This is a genomic window from Brumimicrobium sp., from assembly GCA_023957385.1.
Lineage (GTDB): Bacteria > Bacteroidota > Bacteroidia > Flavobacteriales_D > Crocinitomicaceae > Brumimicrobium.
In genome coordinates this window covers 213,815-232,160 of sequence record JAMLGZ010000002.1, presented here as the reverse complement: position 1 = coordinate 232,160, position 18,346 = coordinate 213,815, and the positions used below count along the sequence as shown (strand labels likewise).

The window sequence follows — 18,346 nt, the reverse complement described above, 5'->3', positions numbered from 1 at the left end:
TTTTATAATCTTGGACAAATCTTTTCATATTCCTTTCTCTTCTTTTTAGAGAATACATACGTTAATGAAATCTCGTAAGCTCCTTTTCCTGAAGATGTATTTGTAAGCCTAGACATATTTACATCGTAAGCAAATTTTGCAGTGATATTACTAATCTTTAAACCTAAAGAGAATACCATTGCATCCGCATTCCTATATACAAGTCCTCCCAAAAGGTATAAATCAGATGAAGAAATATAATAACCCAAATCAAGAGCATACGTTTGTTCAAAAAACTTATCCTGATTCATTACTAACACCTTAGGTACAATATAAAATAGTTCTGTGATGTTAATACGAACTCCCGCATGTCCATAGAATCTAAATGGATATTTAGCTTTATCACCAAAGAAAGATTCATTCGGATTGATTAAATTAAATGCAGAAACTCCAACAAATGGATTCAATCTGCTTTCTTGTTTAGAGAAATAGTATAACATACCAAAGTTTACAATTGGAGTATATCTAGATTGAACATCAAATACTTCTCCACTAGGCATAGTCTGATCAAAACCACCTCCATTAGCTGTAGTGTATTGGTTATCAAAAGTCAACAACTGATACTGAACAGATTTATTAGTAACACCTCCCTGAACTCCAAAGGCTAGATTATGTGCTTTCTTAGCTCCTAGAGGAACATTATATGCCACTGAGAGTAAGCCTTGGAAAATATTAAAATTTCCAGCACCAGCTCTATAATTAGCAAATTGAACTCCAAATCCCCATTTCTTGTAAGAAGCATCAAAACTTAATAAAGCAGTATTATAAGGTTTGAAATTCACTGCTCTCCATTGATCTCTATACTGTGCATGTAATCTCCATGAGCCTTCAAATAAACCCGTCATTGCAGGATTTAAATAAATAGGTGCAGCATCATACATAGACAGGTGGAAATCCTGCGCTTTTACCCCAATTACAGGGATAAAAACTAATGCTATTACTATATTTCTTATCTTTCTAATCATCGTAGTAAAGTAACGTCTCCAGATTTATTAACCATTTTTCCTCCAAATAATTCCACTTTCATTACCCAGGTATATACTCCTACAGGTACTGGTTGACCCTTATAAGTTCCATCCCATCCCTCTTTGGAATCATGTGTCTCAAATAATAATTCTCCCCAGTTATTAAATACCTGGAAAATCACATTATTGAAAGGGCCTCCTCTAATAATAAACACATCATTCTCACCATCTCCATTCGGTGAGAATCCGGAAGGAAGATTAGGCATCAAACCAATAACCATTTCATGGAAAGCTGTATCTACACATCCGTTTGCATCAGTAACTACTAAGAATACATTATATGTGCCTCCATCTGTATAAACATGTGTAGGATGCTGTGTATTATCACCTTGTTCATCCCCAAAATTCCACAACCAACCAGAAATACCGGTACCTACGGATTGATCAATAAAATCAACACTTTCCATCGCCATAGCAGGATTTGGGTCCATTGTAAATTCAGCATCTGGTGCAGGATTAACGAAAATAGAATAAGTTGTTGAAGCCGTACATCCCACATCTGAAGTCACAGTTAAAGTTACTCCATAATCAGCAGAAGAATAATACGTGTAAGTTGGGTTCTGCTGTGAGCTATTATCTCCATTTCCAAAGCTATAGTTCCAAGCAACCACACTTCCTACAGGAATTGTAGATTTATCTGTAAATTTAATCGGCATATTTACACAAGGTGTAGAATATGAAAAAGCTACATCAGGTGCCGGATTTACATAAATCTGTCTTTGTACCGTATCTGTACAACCATTAGAGCCAGTGGCAACCAAGGTAACTGTATAATCTCCATATCCGGGATACACATGTTGTGGATTATTTATAATAGAATTGCCTCCATCACCAAAATCCCATGCCCAACCCGTGATAGAGCCTGTAGAAGTAGTTGATGCATCTTGGAAGCTTGTATTATTCCCCTCGCAAGCAGTATTATTACTAAAATCAGCCGCTGGGATAGGTTTGAAAGTTATCACCATATTGTCGTTATCTGGTGCACAGCCAAAATCACCCAAAGAAGATAACACAAGTGTTACGCTTCCATTAGCTACATCCAATGCAGATGGATAATAATATGTATTTAAGAAATTATTACCAGGAACAAAACTACCTGTTCCTAACGTATTCCACACCCCGCCCGAATTAGGACCAGAAATAGAACCATTTAAGGCAACTGGTTCATTCTGACAGATTGCTAAATCTGAACCAGCATCTACAACTGGAGGGGCAATAAAGTACACTTGAATAGAATCTACTTCACTCGGACAAACAGTAGCATCAGTAGTAAGATATACTGTGATATATCCATTATTAGCATCTAATGGATTTAATGTATAAAAAGTATTTAAAGAGTTTGGATCTGCAATAGTACCTAAACCATCTACAGACCATACCGCATTAAATCCTAGAGAGACTATACCATCTAAATTTAAGATAGGTAAGTTAGAACAAATAGAATCTTGGGAAGTTATTTCAACCACTGGTTTACTATAAATATTAATTACAATACTATCCATAGCTGCGATACAATTTCCATTATTGGTAGAAGTCAGATATATCTTAACTTGGCCCGAAGTAGTATCTGCTGCAGTAATAATATAATCAGTAGATAAATTAAATTCTGAAGGAGAGAAGGATCCAGATCCTCCTGTACTCCATACTCCTGTTGTAGCACCACCACTCACTAAACCATTGAGAGATACTTGACTTACACTTGAACAAACATAAATATCAGTTCCTGCAAAAACGGAAGGTTCATCGGTAAAATGAATGACAACTGAGTCGATATCATTTGGACAATTATATAAACTACCCTGAGATTCTAGATAAAGAACTATACTATCTTGAGCAATATCTGTTGGTGAAGGAGTATATGTAGTTGATAAATTTCCTGAGTTTGCAAAAGATCCACCATTTCCACCATACCATGTAGAACCTATCGCAAAGTTAAGTGTTCCACTAACAGGGATGGCACCAATATTATTTCTACAATAAGTCATATCTGCTCCAGTGCTAACTTCTGGTGGTTGTATAAAAAATACTTTCATGGTATCTGTTACAGGAGTACAGTTTCCTGTAGATGTTAAAACGAATGTTAGTTCACCTTGAGCGAAGTCACTCACTGTTGGGGAATATGTTGTAGAAAGATTAGAGATATCAGCAATAGTCCCAGAACCATCTAAAACAGACCATTCACCTGTAGTTACTCCCCCTTTAACAGATCCAATTAAATCGATAGAATTAATTCCGGAACACAAAGTAGTATCTTCTCCGGCGTCTGTATATACACGTCGTAAAAATGAAGATAAATAGTGATACAAACAACCTGTCGAAGGTCCACCATTAATAACACCTAATGCGAAATTATCCATAGAGTTTGTAACAGTATTTGCAGTTCCTACAGGTACTTGAGCAGTTGTAAAACTAATCTGAGCTCCCATCCATGCCCCACCTGTTCCAGGTACAGGAGCGAAAGCGCTAGCAGGAATTAAAGCAGGATTCCCATTTAATTGGAATGCACCTTCCGTACCACCTTTACAAAGAATATTTAAAAGGAAACTTTGTCCATTTGCACGAGCAAAACTCACTTGATCTGAACCCGCACAGTTTAAAGGTGGAAGTAGCGCTGATCCTAACTCACATCCATATCCTGACATGTGGTATAAATACACTGACTTATCAGTTTGAATATGCGTCAGTGGTTGTTGTATATTATACGGATAGGTATCTCCTTTGTTTAATAACACATTTGTAACTATTCCGTCATTTATTGTCACAGATGTAAAGTTTTCAGTTGCTACTACAAAGAAAGATTCAAGAACTGCTGCATTTAAGAAGCCTCTGTTTACAATATACTCATTTCCAACAACATCAACCGGCACAATCTGGTCGCCTAATTCATCGGCACAACCTCCAGCAGGTTGCACTGAGTCTTCACAGACTGTTATAGATATCGGCTTATCAGAAACTACAATTGTTCCAGCGAGATTTTGACCTGGGTTTTGAACCTCTTGATAAATATTTTGACCTGTCCATGTATTTCCTTTAAAAGGTAGGAAAACACTAAAGGTTACGTTAGCAGGGTGCCCCACAATATCCGTTTTGGGTGTTATATAAACCGTCGTATTATCTTCTGAAGCAACAACTGAAAATTGCTGGTAAGGTTGAGTAATAACACCATCTCCATTATTATCAGCAGTGGAAGGTCTATTATGCCATAATGTTTGGAATGGTAACACGAATTCCTTTCCTAATCCATTCTGTCCTTTCAATGAGTATGTTTCAGGATTATAATATGTTGTAGGTGCTGTAATGATATCATACACCACTGTAATAGGATAATCAGAAGTGAATCTAAAACCTGTGCTTAACACTGTATTGGCAGGTTTCGTTTCTACTTGATTAATCATAAAACTAACATACTTTGAGAAGAGCGTATTTGGAGGGATTACGATAGTGGTATCGTAAGTTCCTGCTGGCTGTTTTATACGAACAGTAGTTGGGTTATTAAACGTAGAAATATGGAATGCCATCGGTTTTTGATTGGTATGATCTGGCGTTAACCAAGGAGCTGAAAACCAGAAAACCGTATCAATCTGGGCATTTGCAGACTTTGTTCCTATTAGAACAAATAATATCGATAAAATTATGAATATATGTTTCATAGCAAAGTCAATTTTTATTTAATATTTTTCTTATTAGAATCCATAATACTATTATTTAGCTCTTCATCTTTTTCAGAAAGAGATTTCTTCTTATTATTGATTAAAATGGATAATCCAATTTCATGTGAACCAGTTTGGTATCCAATCAATCTTCCCAAAGTATAATCATAAGAATATGAGATCCAAAGCTGATCTTTAATCTTTGCACCAGCAGATATGCCTACAGCATCATTGGTTCTCATTAAGAGTCCTACCCATACCATGTCATTATATGTAGCTTTTAACATAGCACATAATTGCAAAGGAACAGGTTTAGAATACTTTAACATCAAACTTGGTTGTAATTCAAACTTCTTTTTAGGGAATTTAATATTGTATCCTGCAATCACATTGATGTGCATAGTTAAGTTTGAATTGTAAGGTGCGAAACGAATAGCATCTCTCAATATATTATTAAAAGAAGCCATGAAGAAAAATTTGGGTGAATACACATTGAATCCCATATCTACATCAAAAGCGCTTCCGGAGTAGGTGTTACCTGTCAAAGTTTTATCATCCTCATCCGCTAAAATTGCTTTATATAATTTGGCACTATACTGCATAAATCCAGGACGAACTCCTAGGCCTAATTTTACATCTTTAAAAAGTCTAAAATGTTGGGCATAATTAATATAGATTCCTAAACGATTTGTAATTCCCACATTTTCTGAAAGGATAGAACCTCCCAATCCAATTTTTCCTCTATTTTTTATAGAACCTTGGAAACTGGCATTTAAGATAAAAGGAGATCCTTCAAAGCCAACCCATTGCTTTCTAACTCCTAAATTTAACTCTGAACTAGGAGTACTACCTGCAATGGCAGGGTTATAATAATAATTATTCATCAAGAAGTTGGAATAGACGCCTTGTTGCTGACCATAACTTATCCCACTTACTAATAGAATAATGAATGTTGTACTATATAATAGGTTTTTCATAAACTAATTAGTTACCGTTTTTTAATACTAGTAGAGTGCCTTTGAATAGACTGTCTTCTTTACCGTCATTCAAGTTAATAATGTAGAAATAGGTCCCATCCGGCACAAATTCACCATGATAGGTTCCATTCCAAGGAATCTTATATCCAACTGAAGAAAATAATAATTGACCCCATTGATTGAAGATGTCCACCGTTGCGTTTGGATAATAAGTTTGAATGAAATCTAATTTCCATACATCATTTTCTCCGTCGCCATTAGGAGAAATGGCGTTTGGAATCAAGTCACTCACTTCAGTTTTAGCTGTATTTATAATCAATACTTTACTAACCGTATCTGTACATCCGTACGTATTATACACAACTTGTGTCACTGTATAAGTACCGTTTGCCATATATACATTACTTGTATTAGTAGAAGTAGATGTCTTTCCATCTCCAAAAGTCCAGAACCAAGAATCTGCATAAGAAGATGTATCAATAAAGTTAAATGTTGCACCAATATTTAGTCCATTTGATGTATTGTAGTAGAATCCAGCTTTAGGCTTATGCGGGATTGTAATTGTCTTTTGGATAGTATCCGAACAACCTGGAATATTTCTTACAATGTGTGTAATAGTATAATCTCCTGGCGTAAAGAAATATTTGGTCGGATCTTTAACAGCTGCTGAACCTTGTCCTCCATAATCATAAAACCAGAAATTGATTGGATTTTGATCATAAGTTGATTGATCTGTGAATGCTACAAAGAAATCGTTATCGGTACAAGTTAGCGTATAATCAAAGTCAGCAACTGGAGATTCAAAAGCATTTACATTTTTTACAACTGTATCAGAACAACCATAACTATTTGTAGCAATTAAGGTAACACTATACGTACCTTTTGTATTGTAAGCATGATTTGCATTATTGGTAGTAGCTGTTGCGCCATCTCCAAAATCCCAATTCCAATTTGTTAAGGTACCATTTATTGGCAAAGAAAAATCAGTAAATACACTAGCAACACCAGCACATTCTTCAGTATAATTAAAATTGACAAAAGGAGGTTGAACATATACTACTTTCACAATATCAGAAACTGAATTACATCCCGCATTGTTAGTAGTAGTTAAAGTCAGCGTAATAGTTCCATTACTAATTTCAGCAGCAGTAGGGTAATATGTAGCATTCAAACTTTGGTCATCAGGAGAAAAAGTACCTAATCCTCCAGACCATTGACCCGTTGTTGTTGGACCTGAAACAGTTCCATTCAAATTTACTTCATTTGTATTCGAACAAGCTGTAATATTTAATCCAGCATCTACAACTGGAGCTGGAGTATATTGAACCAACAGACTATCCACTACTTTCAAACAAGTTCCATTATTTGTAGAAGTCAAATATATCCATACTTGTCCTTGATTTACATCGTTTGTTGTTGACTGATAAGTGGTCATCATGTTTGAATTATCGGGGGAGAATATGCCATTTCCTGAAGTTGACCATTTACCTGTAGTTGTATTTCCAGAAACACTACCCACTAAATTAACATCCGCATTATTAGAGCAAACATATAACGTATCTGGCCCTGCATTTACAGAAGGACCAGAAGAGAAAGTTATTGTCATAAAATCTGATTCATTCTGACAGATACCTGCATTAGTAGAAGTTAAATTCAGAGTTACGGAACCATTCGTGATATCAGCAGGTGTTGGGATATATTTCGCATTGAGAGTTGTAGCATTTGGTAAAAAAGATCCTGTACCTGATGTAGTCCAAATACCCGTACTAGCGCCACCACTCACAGCACCATTTAATTGAACTTCTGAATTATTCACACATACAATCTGATCTACACTAGCATTAACAAGCGGAGCAGGCTGAACCGTTAATAAGATGGTGTCTTTCCTAACGGAACAAGGCCCTGTAGATGTAAGAATCAGACTAATTGGGCTTATCAAAGTATCCAAATCACTAGGAATATATACGTTATTCAAATCTGTCATTGGGTTTTGGAAACTTCCAAAACCAGTACCAGACCATTTTCCGGTTACAGAACCTCCACCTACAATACCATTGAGATTCAATGTAGAGTTTGCACAAATTGTAGCATCTGGGCCTGCGGTTACAAAAGGAATTGAAGCAAATTCAGATAAGTAGGCATATGATCCACCTGCACCACTACCACCAGTGGTTACAGCCATTCCGAAAATATCACCTGTATTTGTTACCTCATTATAACTATTTAATGGAACCTGAGTTATAGAGAAATAAATAGTTGCCGCAACAAACTCATTTGCAGTTCCTGGAACAACATTAAAAGCAGAGGCAGGAATTAAAGAAGCATTCCCATTTAATTTAAATGCATTTTGAAAACCATTTCGAACAGTTAACATAACTCCAATAGAGTCAGTTGTATTTCTAGAAAATGATGTTGAATATTCACCAGCACAATACAAAGGTGCAACTTGTGCTCCACTCACATTACAGCCAAAGCCTTTAGCATGCCATACATATACAGGCTTGTTTGTTTGAATATAATTCAAATTCTCGGTTGAAAGAACATATTCTTTTGTCTCTCCCCAATTAATTAATGTTGAAGATGTAGTTGAGTTGGTAAATGTAATAGTAGTACCATTCTCAATAGCCATCACATACACTCTATCATTTTTTGTAGTTCCTCTTTGAACTATATGATTTTTCCCAAGATAACTTGAATTGGTGATTTGGTCACCCATGGTGCTTAAACATCCTGCATTATTAAGCGCTCCACTATGTAAAGTAATTGCAATTGGTTTATTTGCCGAAACAATAGATCCTGATAATTTAGTAGGATTTGTAATATTTGTTTCGCGTATGCTATAAGTTTGACCTGCATTTAATGTAATGCTATATGTTACGTTGGCAGCATGACCAACAATAGCAGTTTTGGGAGTAATTAACACAGTGGTATTATTTTGAGTAGCTACAATATCTACAGAAGAGAAAGAAGCAGGCGTAGTAGCACCGCTTTTCCAGAAATTTTGGAACGGAGTATAAAAATCAATTCCAAGTGCTTTACTTCCTTTTAGAGAGAATATTTCTCTATTATTTGCTGCATTTACTTCATAATAAGCACTAATTCTTTCTGTGGCAGAAATTTTTAATCCTGTATTAGCAATTGTATTAGCAGACGGACTTTCAATGCTTGCTATAAAGGGAGTTAAATCTACACTTTGTACACTATGTGCAGGTAAACTTATTACAATAGGAGTAAAACTTCCATTTGCAGGTTGTGAAATAGTAACTGTAGAGGGATTATCATAACTCAAGATGCGTAAAGAAATTGGGTTATCTCCTAAAGATGCACTAATTTCAGGGGCAGAGAACCAAAAAATAGTGTCTATCTGCGCTGTAGTAACTTGGTGGAAACATACCAACATCAACCATATAAGTATATGGCGAGTGGTTAGTTTTCTTGATTTTAAAAAATTCATATTTCGTAGTAAATATTAGTATCTTTAATTTCCTCTTTGATTATAAAATCAAACATTTATTTTATTTACGGCGCTAAAATTAGTGTTATTTATCTTAACGGCAAAATATTTTAATGGATTTTACATATATTTTCTTCTACGAATGAATGAATTTCATCGACAAATTATTCATTATAAAGAAAGTAATATGCTTCCACATTATCTAAATAAACACCATCAAAGCCAGATTTCAATACTCTCTTAAGGTAAGAATCTGAGTTATTATATATGATTTCTTGCCACGCTGATTTCCAAAATTCGACCCATATCTCGTCTGGATATCCATCGTATTCTTTCTTTAGCCAAGCGGGTTTATGTACTTTCCAAGTATCTTTCCAATAATATCTGTATTTCTCTGCTGAGCCAATATTCATATAAGAGATTACCAATCGTTTCGCTCCGTTCTTCTTGGTTTTTAAGGATTCTACATCTCCATAGGAGAGTTGATTCCCTTTAAAAAACAAATCAATAATTACTACATCATAGTTTGTATTCTTAATGCTATCTAAAAAGGCAGACTTCGATGAAAACTGATTATCACTAATAAGATATAGATAGTTTTTGGCCATGTGAAGTGCTGTTATATCATCTGCATTTTCTCCATTTGGAATGGGTTGTATGTATGCATAGTCGTAATTATTTCCTCTTCGAGGATAACAGATAAATCCTTCCGCTTCATTTATTTGAACCGAGTTGGTGTAGTTCGTTTCCGTTTCTGTGTAATCAGAAACTAAAATAGATTTATAGTTCTTATACACATCACGAGTCATGTCTAATCGTTCATCTATTGCTTCTTTGTAACCTTTGTAAAGAAGTTCTTCCATTCCTACGCCATCAATAGCATTTGTATATTGGAAATTCATTCCATTAGCAATATCTGCCTGACCATAACACAATTCTATTCCATTTTGAGGGATAACAATAAAATGAGGATTATGCATCTTAGCAGCTTTAGAAATATTGATTACAAATTCCTGCATTTTTTCGGCTGCCTTATTTGTTTTCTTCTCTTTCGAGCAAGCTGTAAAAAAGGATAATAAAATGATTAAGTAGATTAATTTGTTCATTATAAAGTAGATCTGTTCATTGCAAATATAATACATAACAGGTTATGTATTTAAAATAAATATAGATTAGGTTGTTAGGCCTCGACACAATCTTTCTGCGAAAGATCACTCGGACTGACAACCGGATGAACTGTCAGATTGAGTGATTTTCGACGATAGAAGAAAATTGCCTATCCTGAGCTTGCCGAAGAGTACCGAGGGTTGACAGACAGGAGGCGATAAATCCGACCGATAGTAATCCCTCACAATTGTCACCTGATAACCTATGTTGCTCGGGATCTGCTTGTAAATTATCCTTATTTCATCCATACAAGCCAAAACTTACTTACATTTGTTCCGTGTGGCAATATGAAAACATATCTATTGGGGAAGTTACTATCTATCTTTTACGATATGAAAGAATTGACTTGTCTAAGTTACATCCATTTCTCCTTCCAGATGAGATTGATAAAATAACAAATTATGGTCATAACCTAAAACAAGAGGAATTTGCTGCCACTCGCATACTTCGCACTCAAGTATTTGGAAAAGTTCCTGTTTTCTATTCTGAGATTGGAGCTCCATATATTAAGCAAGAAGGATATATTTCTATTTCACATTCTTATAACGTAGTTGGAATTGCTTACTGTAAAGATTTCTTAGTTGGATTAGATTTGGAACCCATTCGAGAGAAAGCATTATTAGTAAAACATAAATTTCTTAGTGACTCAGAATATCAGAATAATGACACCTCATCCGAAGAAGAAATGACAAAAATATGGTCAGGCAAAGAAGCTTTATATAAATTAGCCGGAAGAAAGAAAATAATATTCAAAGAAAATCTCTTGCTACAAAAGATAATTGACGATACTTGGAAAGGAGAATTAGTTTTCCCTGAAGCACATAAAGAAGTAGAAATGCAACTTATAAAAAAAGATAATTTTATAATTTCAGTAAATTCATCTCCCGTATATGAAATTAACAGATAAGATATATACTAAATTCAGATCTGCCGTTGGTCAAATTGCGGTGTTAATTGATCCCGAAAAGACAAATACTTTAGAGGTATTAACACCTATCATTCAAAAGGCTGAATTTGCTAAGATAGATTATTTCTTTATTGGAGGGAGTTCTGTGTCCAAAGAGGATTTTCAATCTACTATTCACCTACTGCGTTCCTTAACGTCTATTCCAATCATTATTTTCCCAGGTGATCATCAGCAAATATCTAAAGAAGCAGACGCATTACTTTATTTAAGTCTCTTGTCTGGAAGAAACCCAGAATATTTAATTGGGCAACATGTAAAAAGTGCTCAAGAAGTATTAGCGTTGCCACTAGAAATTATTCCAACAGCATACATACTTATAGACGGAGGAGTTTACTCTTCAACCTCCTATATCAGTCAAACTACACCTATTCCGCATGATAATGAGACAATAGCATTAAACACTGCAATTGCTGGCACATTACAAGGTAAGAAAGTAGTATATTTCGATGCAGGGAGTGGAGCTAAACACACCATAAATCCGCATCTCATCCAAAAATTAAAATCTGAGTTAGACACCGTTGTCATTGTAGGAGGGGGAATACGAGATGTTGCTCATATAGAATCTTTTACAAAAGCAGGTGCAAATATTGTGGTAATAGGAAATCGGATTGAAGAAGACATTGATTTCTTATTGGACATACACCATTTTACAGAAAAGCGAAGCTAATTACTTACCAGGTGTAAAATTTCCAGACCCCACCTGCATTCCTTCTTTGTATTCTACTTCTTTAATTAATTTCCCTTTTTTGTCATATATTTTGGCCTTCCCATCTTTCAAGCCATGTTTGTATTCAATGTCAGAGACTACAATATTTGGATTGAGTGAATAGGTTTTCATCTTTCCGTTCAACTCTCCATTCTTATAATTGGCAATAATTTTTGGGAGTAGTCCACCCGGATAATAATCTACCCATTCTCCATTCTTTTTACCATTCTTATATTTTCCTTCCTGAATACGAGTATAATCATTGGCTGAATAATAAATTGCCTTTCCATTTTCTACAGACTTACGAGTAACTTTACCTTTCATTGGTCCATATTTCACCTTTGATTTAGCCGAAATCACTTTATATGTTATCAATTCTTTTGTTCTACCATTTATATAATTAGAAGTCCAAACCCCAGTTTTCAATCCCATATTGTAATATCCTTTGTTCAACAGTTTGCCATCATCGTAATATGAAAACCATTCTCCATTCAATTCTCCATCTTTAAAATCAGATTGATTCTTTAATTTTCCGTTTTCCCAATAATTCTTCCACGTACCTTCTTCTTTATCATTTTTATATTCTCCTTCCATTAGAAGTGTACCGTTTTCGTACCATGTTTGCCACATTCCATTACGCGTATCATCTACGAAAGTGCCTACTTTAAATTTCTTGCCATTCTTATAATAATAAGACCATTTTCCGTCTTTCTTTCCCTCTTTATACTTTGCTCTATAGGAAAGTTCACCTGTCGGATAATTATACACCCATGCACCGTGCTGTAAATCATTTTTAAAGGTTCCCTCCATATCGATATTACCTAAATTAGTGTACCATGCCCATTTTCCATCCTTCTTCCCATTTAGATATTTTCCCTCAGTACGTACTTTACCGTTATCGTAATAATAAATATAATCTCCTTCGATGACTCCTTTATTATAGTGTACAATTTTTTGTAAATCTCCAGAATTAAAGTAGTATCTCCATTCACCGTGAGGTAAGTTCTGTTCAAATGTTCCAGTTAACAATGGGTAATTATATACCGAACCTTCAAAAAAGGTACTATCCTTTAATCCATTCTTATAGTGATACTGAGATTTTATATAACCATTGGAGTAGTAATCAATCATTTCTCCATTTCCTTGGATAATGGTTGGTTTATGTAAAGAATCGGCACTATAATATTGCCATACATACGAAATAGTGTCAATAATTTCCTCCACCGATTTCAGAGCTCCATCTCCATAAAAATAGCGCCATTTTCCAGTTGGGTTTCCCATCTTATAATATCCAACCTCACTCGTATCTCCTTTTAGACTATAAGCTATATAAATACTATCCTGTAAATCATTTTTAAAATAACCGACATCCTTTACTTTCCTTCTTTTATAGTATCGTTTTACTTCTCCTTCTAATTTATTTCGATTATAATGACGAACTTCCACCAAGTTTCCTTCTTCATCATAGAATTTCCATTCACCATGTCTGTCCGCTGTTTCACCAAGGTCATCCTTATAATAATATCCCTCACTCTCAATCTTATTTTTAGTCGATGGATCGTAATAAAAGGTCTGCTTCTTAGATAGATTATTATCTTTTGCTTGTTGCTTCTGCTTTTGCGAGAAAATTGGAGCAACTAAAAAAAGAAAAGAAAAAAGGGATATCAAAGTTTTAGTCATACTATCTTAACGTTATTCTATTAAATTTATTGGTAGAATCGCAACCACACTACTATACTATTAATTACAAGGAATGCGCCAAATGCCATTAAAATGACTCCTATTATTTTATTGAGTGAAGCTAGCAGACTCATAGTGATAAAAGGCCTTAACTTCTTTGCTCCAAAAATCTTCAATACATCTATTATCCAGAATGTTCCAAGTACAACGGATAAATATAGGAACATATTCCATCCTGATAATATATAATCTGATCCCGAATGACCAAAGGCCATAACTGAAAACCAATAAAAGATAATTAAGGGGTTAGCGATATTCAACAACAATCCTTTAATATAAAGCACCCAATAATCTTTTGCATTTGTATCTCCACTTAATTCCTTTTTCAATTCCATCGGTTGCACCTTTTTACTAAAGGTTATATATCCATAAACAAGGAATAATGTACCGCCAATAATTCGGATCAAAATGTTATTTTCCCCTTGAGATAATTCTTCAACTTGTTGAATAAACAAATAGGCTATAATGATGTATATGATATCCGCAGTTAATACCCCTGCATCAAAGGTTATAGCTGCACGTATTCCTTTCTTAATACTTGTTTCAAGTAAGAGAAAAAAAGCAGGTCCCAGCATAACACTTAGTATTAAACCAGTGACAATTCCTTTTAAGATAAGACCTGCTAATACACCATCCATACTTAATCATTCAATTTTAATACTGCCAAGAAAGCTTCTTGAGGAATTTCGACACGCCCCACTTGACGCATACGTTTCTTTCCTTCTTTTTGTTTCTGTAATAACTTTCGCTTACGCGTAATATCTCCTCCATAACATTTAGCTGTTACATCTTTACGAAGTGCCTTTATTGTTTCTCTAGCAATAATTTTAGCGCCAATACTTGCTTGAATAGGAATCTCAAACTGTTGACGTGGGATTAATTCTTTTAATTTTTCACAAATCTTTTTTCCTAAATCAAATGAATTACTCCTATGTACAAGGGAAGATAAAGCATCTACTTGTTCGTGATTCAACAGAATGTCTAGTTTAACTAAATCAGATTTCCGATACCCAGTTGGTGAATAGTCAAAAGATGCATAACCTTTGGAAACGGACTTTAATCGATCGTAGAAATCAAATACAATCTCTGCTAAAGGCATATCAAATGTAATCTCGACACGATCTTGGGTCAAATACACTTGATTTTTAAGTTGGCCTCTTTTTTCAACACAAAGTGTCATAACTTGTCCAACATAATCCGATTTAGTAATCACCTGTGCTTTGATAAAGGGCTCTTCAATAAACTCAATAGAAGATGGATCCGGCAGTTCGGAAGGATTGTTCACTACAACTCCTTTGGTTGGCTCTTTGCGCGTATAACAATAATATGAAACGTTAGGTACAGTTGTAATCACTGTCATTCCAAACTCTCTTTCTAAACGTTCTTGGATAATCTCCATATGTAACATTCCCAAGAAACCACAACGAAATCCGAAACCTAGAGCAGCAGAAGACTCTGGTTCATACACCAATGAAGAATCATTCAATTGTAATTTTTCCATCGAGTATCTCAATTCTTCAAAATCTTCCGTATCCACAGGATAAATTCCAGCAAACACCATAGGTTTCACGTCTTCAAATCCTTTTACAGCTTCACCACAAGGGTTCTCCAAAGTTGTAATAGTATCCCCTACCTTAACCTCTTTTGCATTTTTAATTCCAGAAACCATGTATCCCACATCTCCCGCTCTAATTTCTTTTTTAGGTAAAAGATTCATTTTTAAAACGCCCACTTCATCTGCAATATAATCTTCTCCGGTATTCATAAACTTAATACGTTGTCCTTGTTTAATCACACCGTTTAACACACGGAAATAGGCAATAATCCCTCTATAAGAGTTGAATACAGAGTCAAATATCATGGCTTGAAGAGGCGCTTCTGAATTTCCCTTTGGTGCAGGGATTCTACGGATAACTGCTTCTAAAATTTTATCTACACCTAATCCCGTTTTTCCAGAAGCAGGAATTACATCCTCCGGACTACATCCAATTAAGTCAATAATTTGATCCGTTACTTCTTCCGGAGAAGCACTAGGCAAGTCCATTTTATTTAAGATAGGAATAATTTCTAAGTCGTGTTCCAGAGCTAAATATAAGTTAGAAATTGTTTGAGCCTCTATCCCCTGAGTTGCATCTACGATCAACAAAGCCCCCTCACAGGCAGCAATGGAGCGTGACACTTCGTATGAAAAATCAACGTGTCCCGGGGTGTCAATCAAGTTCAACACATATTTCTCCCCCTCAAATTCATAATTCATTTGTATGGCCTTACTCTTAATAGTAATCCCTCGCTCCCTCTCCAAATCCATATCATCTAAGGCCTGGTTCTGCATTTCGCGCGCAGAGATTGTACCGGTAATCTGCAAAAGACGATCTGCCAATGTACTTTTTCCATGGTCAATATGAGCAATGATACAAAAATTACGGATGTTCTTCATTCAATTTTATTTATGTGTTTTTATTGATTCATTCAAAAGGCAACTTACCAAATGCGAATTTAATAGATTTTAGCTTTTTTCCTATTTCTTTTTGAATGGTTTAACATTAAATAGCTACAAAAAAAGATTGGAGATAAAAGCGGGCGCTTCTATCTCCAATCAAACACTACTACTTATGAAACCTAACGGTACAAAGATATAAGTACTTTAGGCATCAAACCCAATTTTTTTATAAAGTTTTTGAATAAATTTGTTAAACTGCTATTTTTAATAGATAAACGGAATTTTTTTATGGCTTAGTGGTATGTTGAATTTTAATGTAAATAGATATTCTTAAAATGCTAATACTCAATTTGTAAGGAAAACATAATAACTAACTCCTTGTATATTAGGGATAATTATTAGATTTATTAGCCTTTAATAAATGTACAACGGCTTATAAATAAAAATAAATGCAAAAAATAGTTGGAAAATAAAAAAAGATATTTACATTTGATTAAATTATCATCAAACAGTTGATTAAATAAACAACAACATGATTACATTAAAAAAAGGAGATAAGGCGCCTGACTTTACCGCGCAAGATCAAGAAGGTCGTGTGATAAAACTTTCAGATTATATAGGTAAAAGAGTAGCACTCTATTTTTATCCAAAAGATATGACACCTGGATGCACGAATCAGGCTTGTAGTATAAGAGACGGATTTTCTGCACTTAAAAAAGAAGGGATCATTGTATTGGGAGTTAGTGCCGATGATGAAAAAAAACATCAAAGATTTATTGAAAAATATAACTTACCTTTTACATTGATTGCGGATACTGACAAGAAAGTCATCCAATTATATGGTGTTTGGGGACCCAAATCATTTATGGGAAAAAAATACGATGGTTTACATCGAACGACCTTCTTAATAAATGAAGACGGAACAATTCATGCTATTATAACTAAGCCCAATACCAAAAATCATTCAGAAGAAATTATAGAAAAATTTAAATAAAAATAACTACGTAAATAGATTACGTTCTGACCATCTAAATTTGCATAAACAAAAAAAATAAACGATATGACTAAAGAAAAAGTACAAGTTGATGAAAACAAGTTAAAGGCTCTTCAACTTACCATGGACAAACTAGACAAAGTTTACGGAAAAGGTTCCGTGATGAAATTAGGAGATGAAGCAGTTGAGGATGTAGATGTTATCCCATCTGGTTCCGTAACATTAGATCTCGCCCTTGGAGTAGGTGGATATCCTAAAGGAAGAATTGTAGAAATATATGGCCCTGAATCTTCTGGAAAAACAACCTTAGCTATTCACGCTATAGCTGAAGTTCAAAAAAAAGGAGGTATTGCCGCTATAATAGATGCTGAGCATGCTTTTGACCAATTCTATGCTAAGAAATTAGGTGTAAATACGAAAGAGTTAATCATATCTCAACCTGACAATGGAGAACAAGCATTAGAAATTGCTGATAATTTAATTCGTTCCGGAGCAATCGATTTAATAGTCGTTGATTCTGTTGCTGCGCTTACACCAAAAGCAGAAATCGAAGGTGAAATGGGTGATAGTCAAATGGGATTACAGGCTCGTTTGATGTCTAAAGCTTTGCGAAAATTGACTGCTTCCATCAATAAAACAGGTACTTGCTGCATCTTTATTAACCAATTGCGAGACAAAATAGGTGTTATGTTTGGTAATCCTGAAACTACAACAGGAGGAAACGCTCTAAAGTTCTATGCTTCAGTGCGTTTAGATATCCGAAGAGCAAGCCAAATTAAAGAGGGAGAAGACGTAACTGGTAACCGCACTAAAGTAAAGGTGGTAAAGAACAAAGTAGCTCCTCCATTTAAAAAAGCCGAATTTGATATTATGTATGGAGAAGGGATTTCTAAAGTAGGAGAAATTATTGATTTAGGTGTTGATTTAGATATTATCAAAAAAAGTGGATCTTGGTTCTCTTATGGCGATACCAAATTAGGTCAAGGACGTGATGCTGTAAAACTTATTATTAATGATAATCAAGAATTAATGGACGAATTGGAATCCAAGATTAAAGAAGCTCTTGCTTCTGAAAAAGAGCAAGCGTAATTACATATCGTTTATAGAAAGGTGTGAAAATATTCACACCTTTTTTATTTATACGATATGCAAAAAAAATTCATACTTTTACAACGGAATATAATAGC

At 34.7% G+C, this 18,346-nt stretch carries 12 protein-coding genes; 4 read left to right on the top strand and 8 right to left on the bottom strand.

What is annotated here, in order from left to right; translation table 11 throughout:
• Nucleotides 1–2: 2 nt before the first annotated feature.
• The 5 genes from M9897_12280 to M9897_12260 all read right to left on the bottom strand — a co-directional run bounded on the left by M9897_12280 (nt 3) and on the right by M9897_12260 (nt 10,251).
• Nucleotides 3–1,004: a PorP/SprF family type IX secretion system membrane protein gene (locus M9897_12280; protein ID MCO5269660.1), complete on the bottom strand. Its 1,002-nt coding sequence runs from the start codon at nt 1,002–1,004 to the stop codon at nt 3–5.
• Entirely contained in the window at nt 1,001–4,714 is a 3,714-nt protein-coding gene (locus M9897_12275; protein MCO5269659.1) for a PKD domain-containing protein, read from the bottom strand. The genes M9897_12280 and M9897_12275 overlap by 4 nt, the downstream gene beginning before the upstream one ends.
• Nucleotides 4,715–4,728: 14 nt before the next feature.
• A complete protein-coding gene (locus M9897_12270) occupies nt 4,729–5,691 on the bottom strand; it encodes a PorP/SprF family type IX secretion system membrane protein (protein MCO5269658.1) in 963 nt (320 codons plus the stop codon).
• A 7-nt stretch (nt 5,692–5,698) separates the two neighbouring features.
• Entirely contained in the window at nt 5,699–9,145 is a 3,447-nt protein-coding gene (locus tag M9897_12265; GenBank protein MCO5269657.1) for a PKD domain-containing protein, read from the bottom strand.
• 164 nt (nt 9,146–9,309) lie between these two features.
• Nucleotides 9,310–10,251, bottom strand: coding sequence for an endo alpha-1,4 polygalactosaminidase (locus M9897_12260; GenBank protein ID MCO5269656.1), 942 nt, complete (start codon nt 10,249–10,251; stop codon nt 9,310–9,312).
• Between the two features lie 338 nt (nt 10,252–10,589).
• Here M9897_12260 and M9897_12255 point away from each other — a divergent pair, with 338 nt between their 5' ends.
• Nucleotides 10,590–11,219, top strand: a complete 630-nt coding sequence (locus tag M9897_12255) for a 4'-phosphopantetheinyl transferase superfamily protein (GenBank protein MCO5269655.1) — start codon at nt 10,590–10,592, stop codon at nt 11,217–11,219.
• Complete coding sequence (locus M9897_12250; protein ID MCO5269654.1) at nt 11,203–11,946, top strand: geranylgeranylglyceryl/heptaprenylglyceryl phosphate synthase; 744 nt, start codon at nt 11,203–11,205, stop codon at nt 11,944–11,946. The genes M9897_12255 and M9897_12250 overlap by 17 nt, the downstream gene beginning before the upstream one ends.
• On the opposite strand, the gene M9897_12245 is transcribed toward M9897_12250, so the two are convergent.
• From M9897_12245 to lepA, 3 genes are read right to left on the bottom strand one after another with little or no spacing between them, the layout of a single operon-like run.
• Nucleotides 11,947–13,665, bottom strand: a complete 1,719-nt coding sequence (locus M9897_12245; GenBank protein MCO5269653.1) for a hypothetical protein — start codon at nt 13,663–13,665, stop codon at nt 11,947–11,949.
• Nucleotides 13,666–13,691: 26 nt separating this feature from the next.
• On the bottom strand, nt 13,692–14,363 hold the full coding sequence (locus M9897_12240; GenBank protein MCO5269652.1) for a LysE family translocator: 672 nt from the start codon (nt 14,361–14,363) through the stop codon (nt 13,692–13,694).
• A gap of 2 nt (nt 14,364–14,365) precedes the next feature.
• On the bottom strand, nt 14,366–16,162 hold the full coding sequence (lepA, locus tag M9897_12235; protein MCO5269651.1) for a translation elongation factor 4: 1,797 nt from the start codon (nt 16,160–16,162) through the stop codon (nt 14,366–14,368).
• Between the two features lie 535 nt (nt 16,163–16,697).
• Here lepA and bcp point away from each other — a divergent pair.
• Both bcp and recA read left to right on the top strand, forming a co-directional pair.
• On the top strand, nt 16,698–17,159 hold the full coding sequence (gene bcp / locus M9897_12230; protein ID MCO5269650.1) for a thioredoxin-dependent thiol peroxidase: 462 nt from the start codon (nt 16,698–16,700) through the stop codon (nt 17,157–17,159).
• A 66-nt stretch (nt 17,160–17,225) separates the two neighbouring features.
• Nucleotides 17,226–18,248, top strand: a complete 1,023-nt coding sequence (gene recA / locus M9897_12225) for a recombinase RecA (GenBank protein MCO5269649.1) — start codon at nt 17,226–17,228, stop codon at nt 18,246–18,248.
• Nucleotides 18,249–18,346 lie beyond the last annotated feature (98 nt).

What these genes read in the sequence shown, in the direction of transcription:
- M9897_12280 (MCO5269660.1), bottom strand. Translation starts at nt 1,004, where the DNA reads ATGATTAGAAAGATAAGAAATATAGTAATAGCATTAGTTTTTATCCCT.
- M9897_12275 (MCO5269659.1), bottom strand. Translation starts at nt 4,714, where the DNA reads ATGAAACATATATTCATAATTTTATCGATATTATTTGTTCTAATAGGA.
- M9897_12270 (MCO5269658.1), bottom strand. Translation starts at nt 5,691, where the DNA reads ATGAAAAACCTATTATATAGTACAACATTCATTATTCTATTAGTAAGT.
- M9897_12265 (MCO5269657.1), bottom strand. Translation starts at nt 9,145, where the DNA reads ATGAATTTTTTAAAATCAAGAAAACTAACCACTCGCCATATACTTATA.
- M9897_12260 (MCO5269656.1), bottom strand. Translation starts at nt 10,251, where the DNA reads ATGAACAAATTAATCTACTTAATCATTTTATTATCCTTTTTTACAGCT.
- M9897_12250 (MCO5269654.1), top strand. Translation starts at nt 11,203, where the DNA reads ATGAAATTAACAGATAAGATATATACTAAATTCAGATCTGCCGTTGGT.
- M9897_12245 (MCO5269653.1), bottom strand. Translation starts at nt 13,665, where the DNA reads ATGACTAAAACTTTGATATCCCTTTTTTCTTTTCTTTTTTTAGTTGCT.
- M9897_12240 (MCO5269652.1), bottom strand. Translation starts at nt 14,363, where the DNA reads ATGGATGGTGTATTAGCAGGTCTTATCTTAAAAGGAATTGTCACTGGT.
- lepA (MCO5269651.1), bottom strand. Translation starts at nt 16,162, where the DNA reads ATGAAGAACATCCGTAATTTTTGTATCATTGCTCATATTGACCATGGA.
- bcp (MCO5269650.1), top strand. Translation starts at nt 16,698, where the DNA reads ATGATTACATTAAAAAAAGGAGATAAGGCGCCTGACTTTACCGCGCAA.
- recA (MCO5269649.1), top strand. Translation starts at nt 17,226, where the DNA reads ATGACTAAAGAAAAAGTACAAGTTGATGAAAACAAGTTAAAGGCTCTT.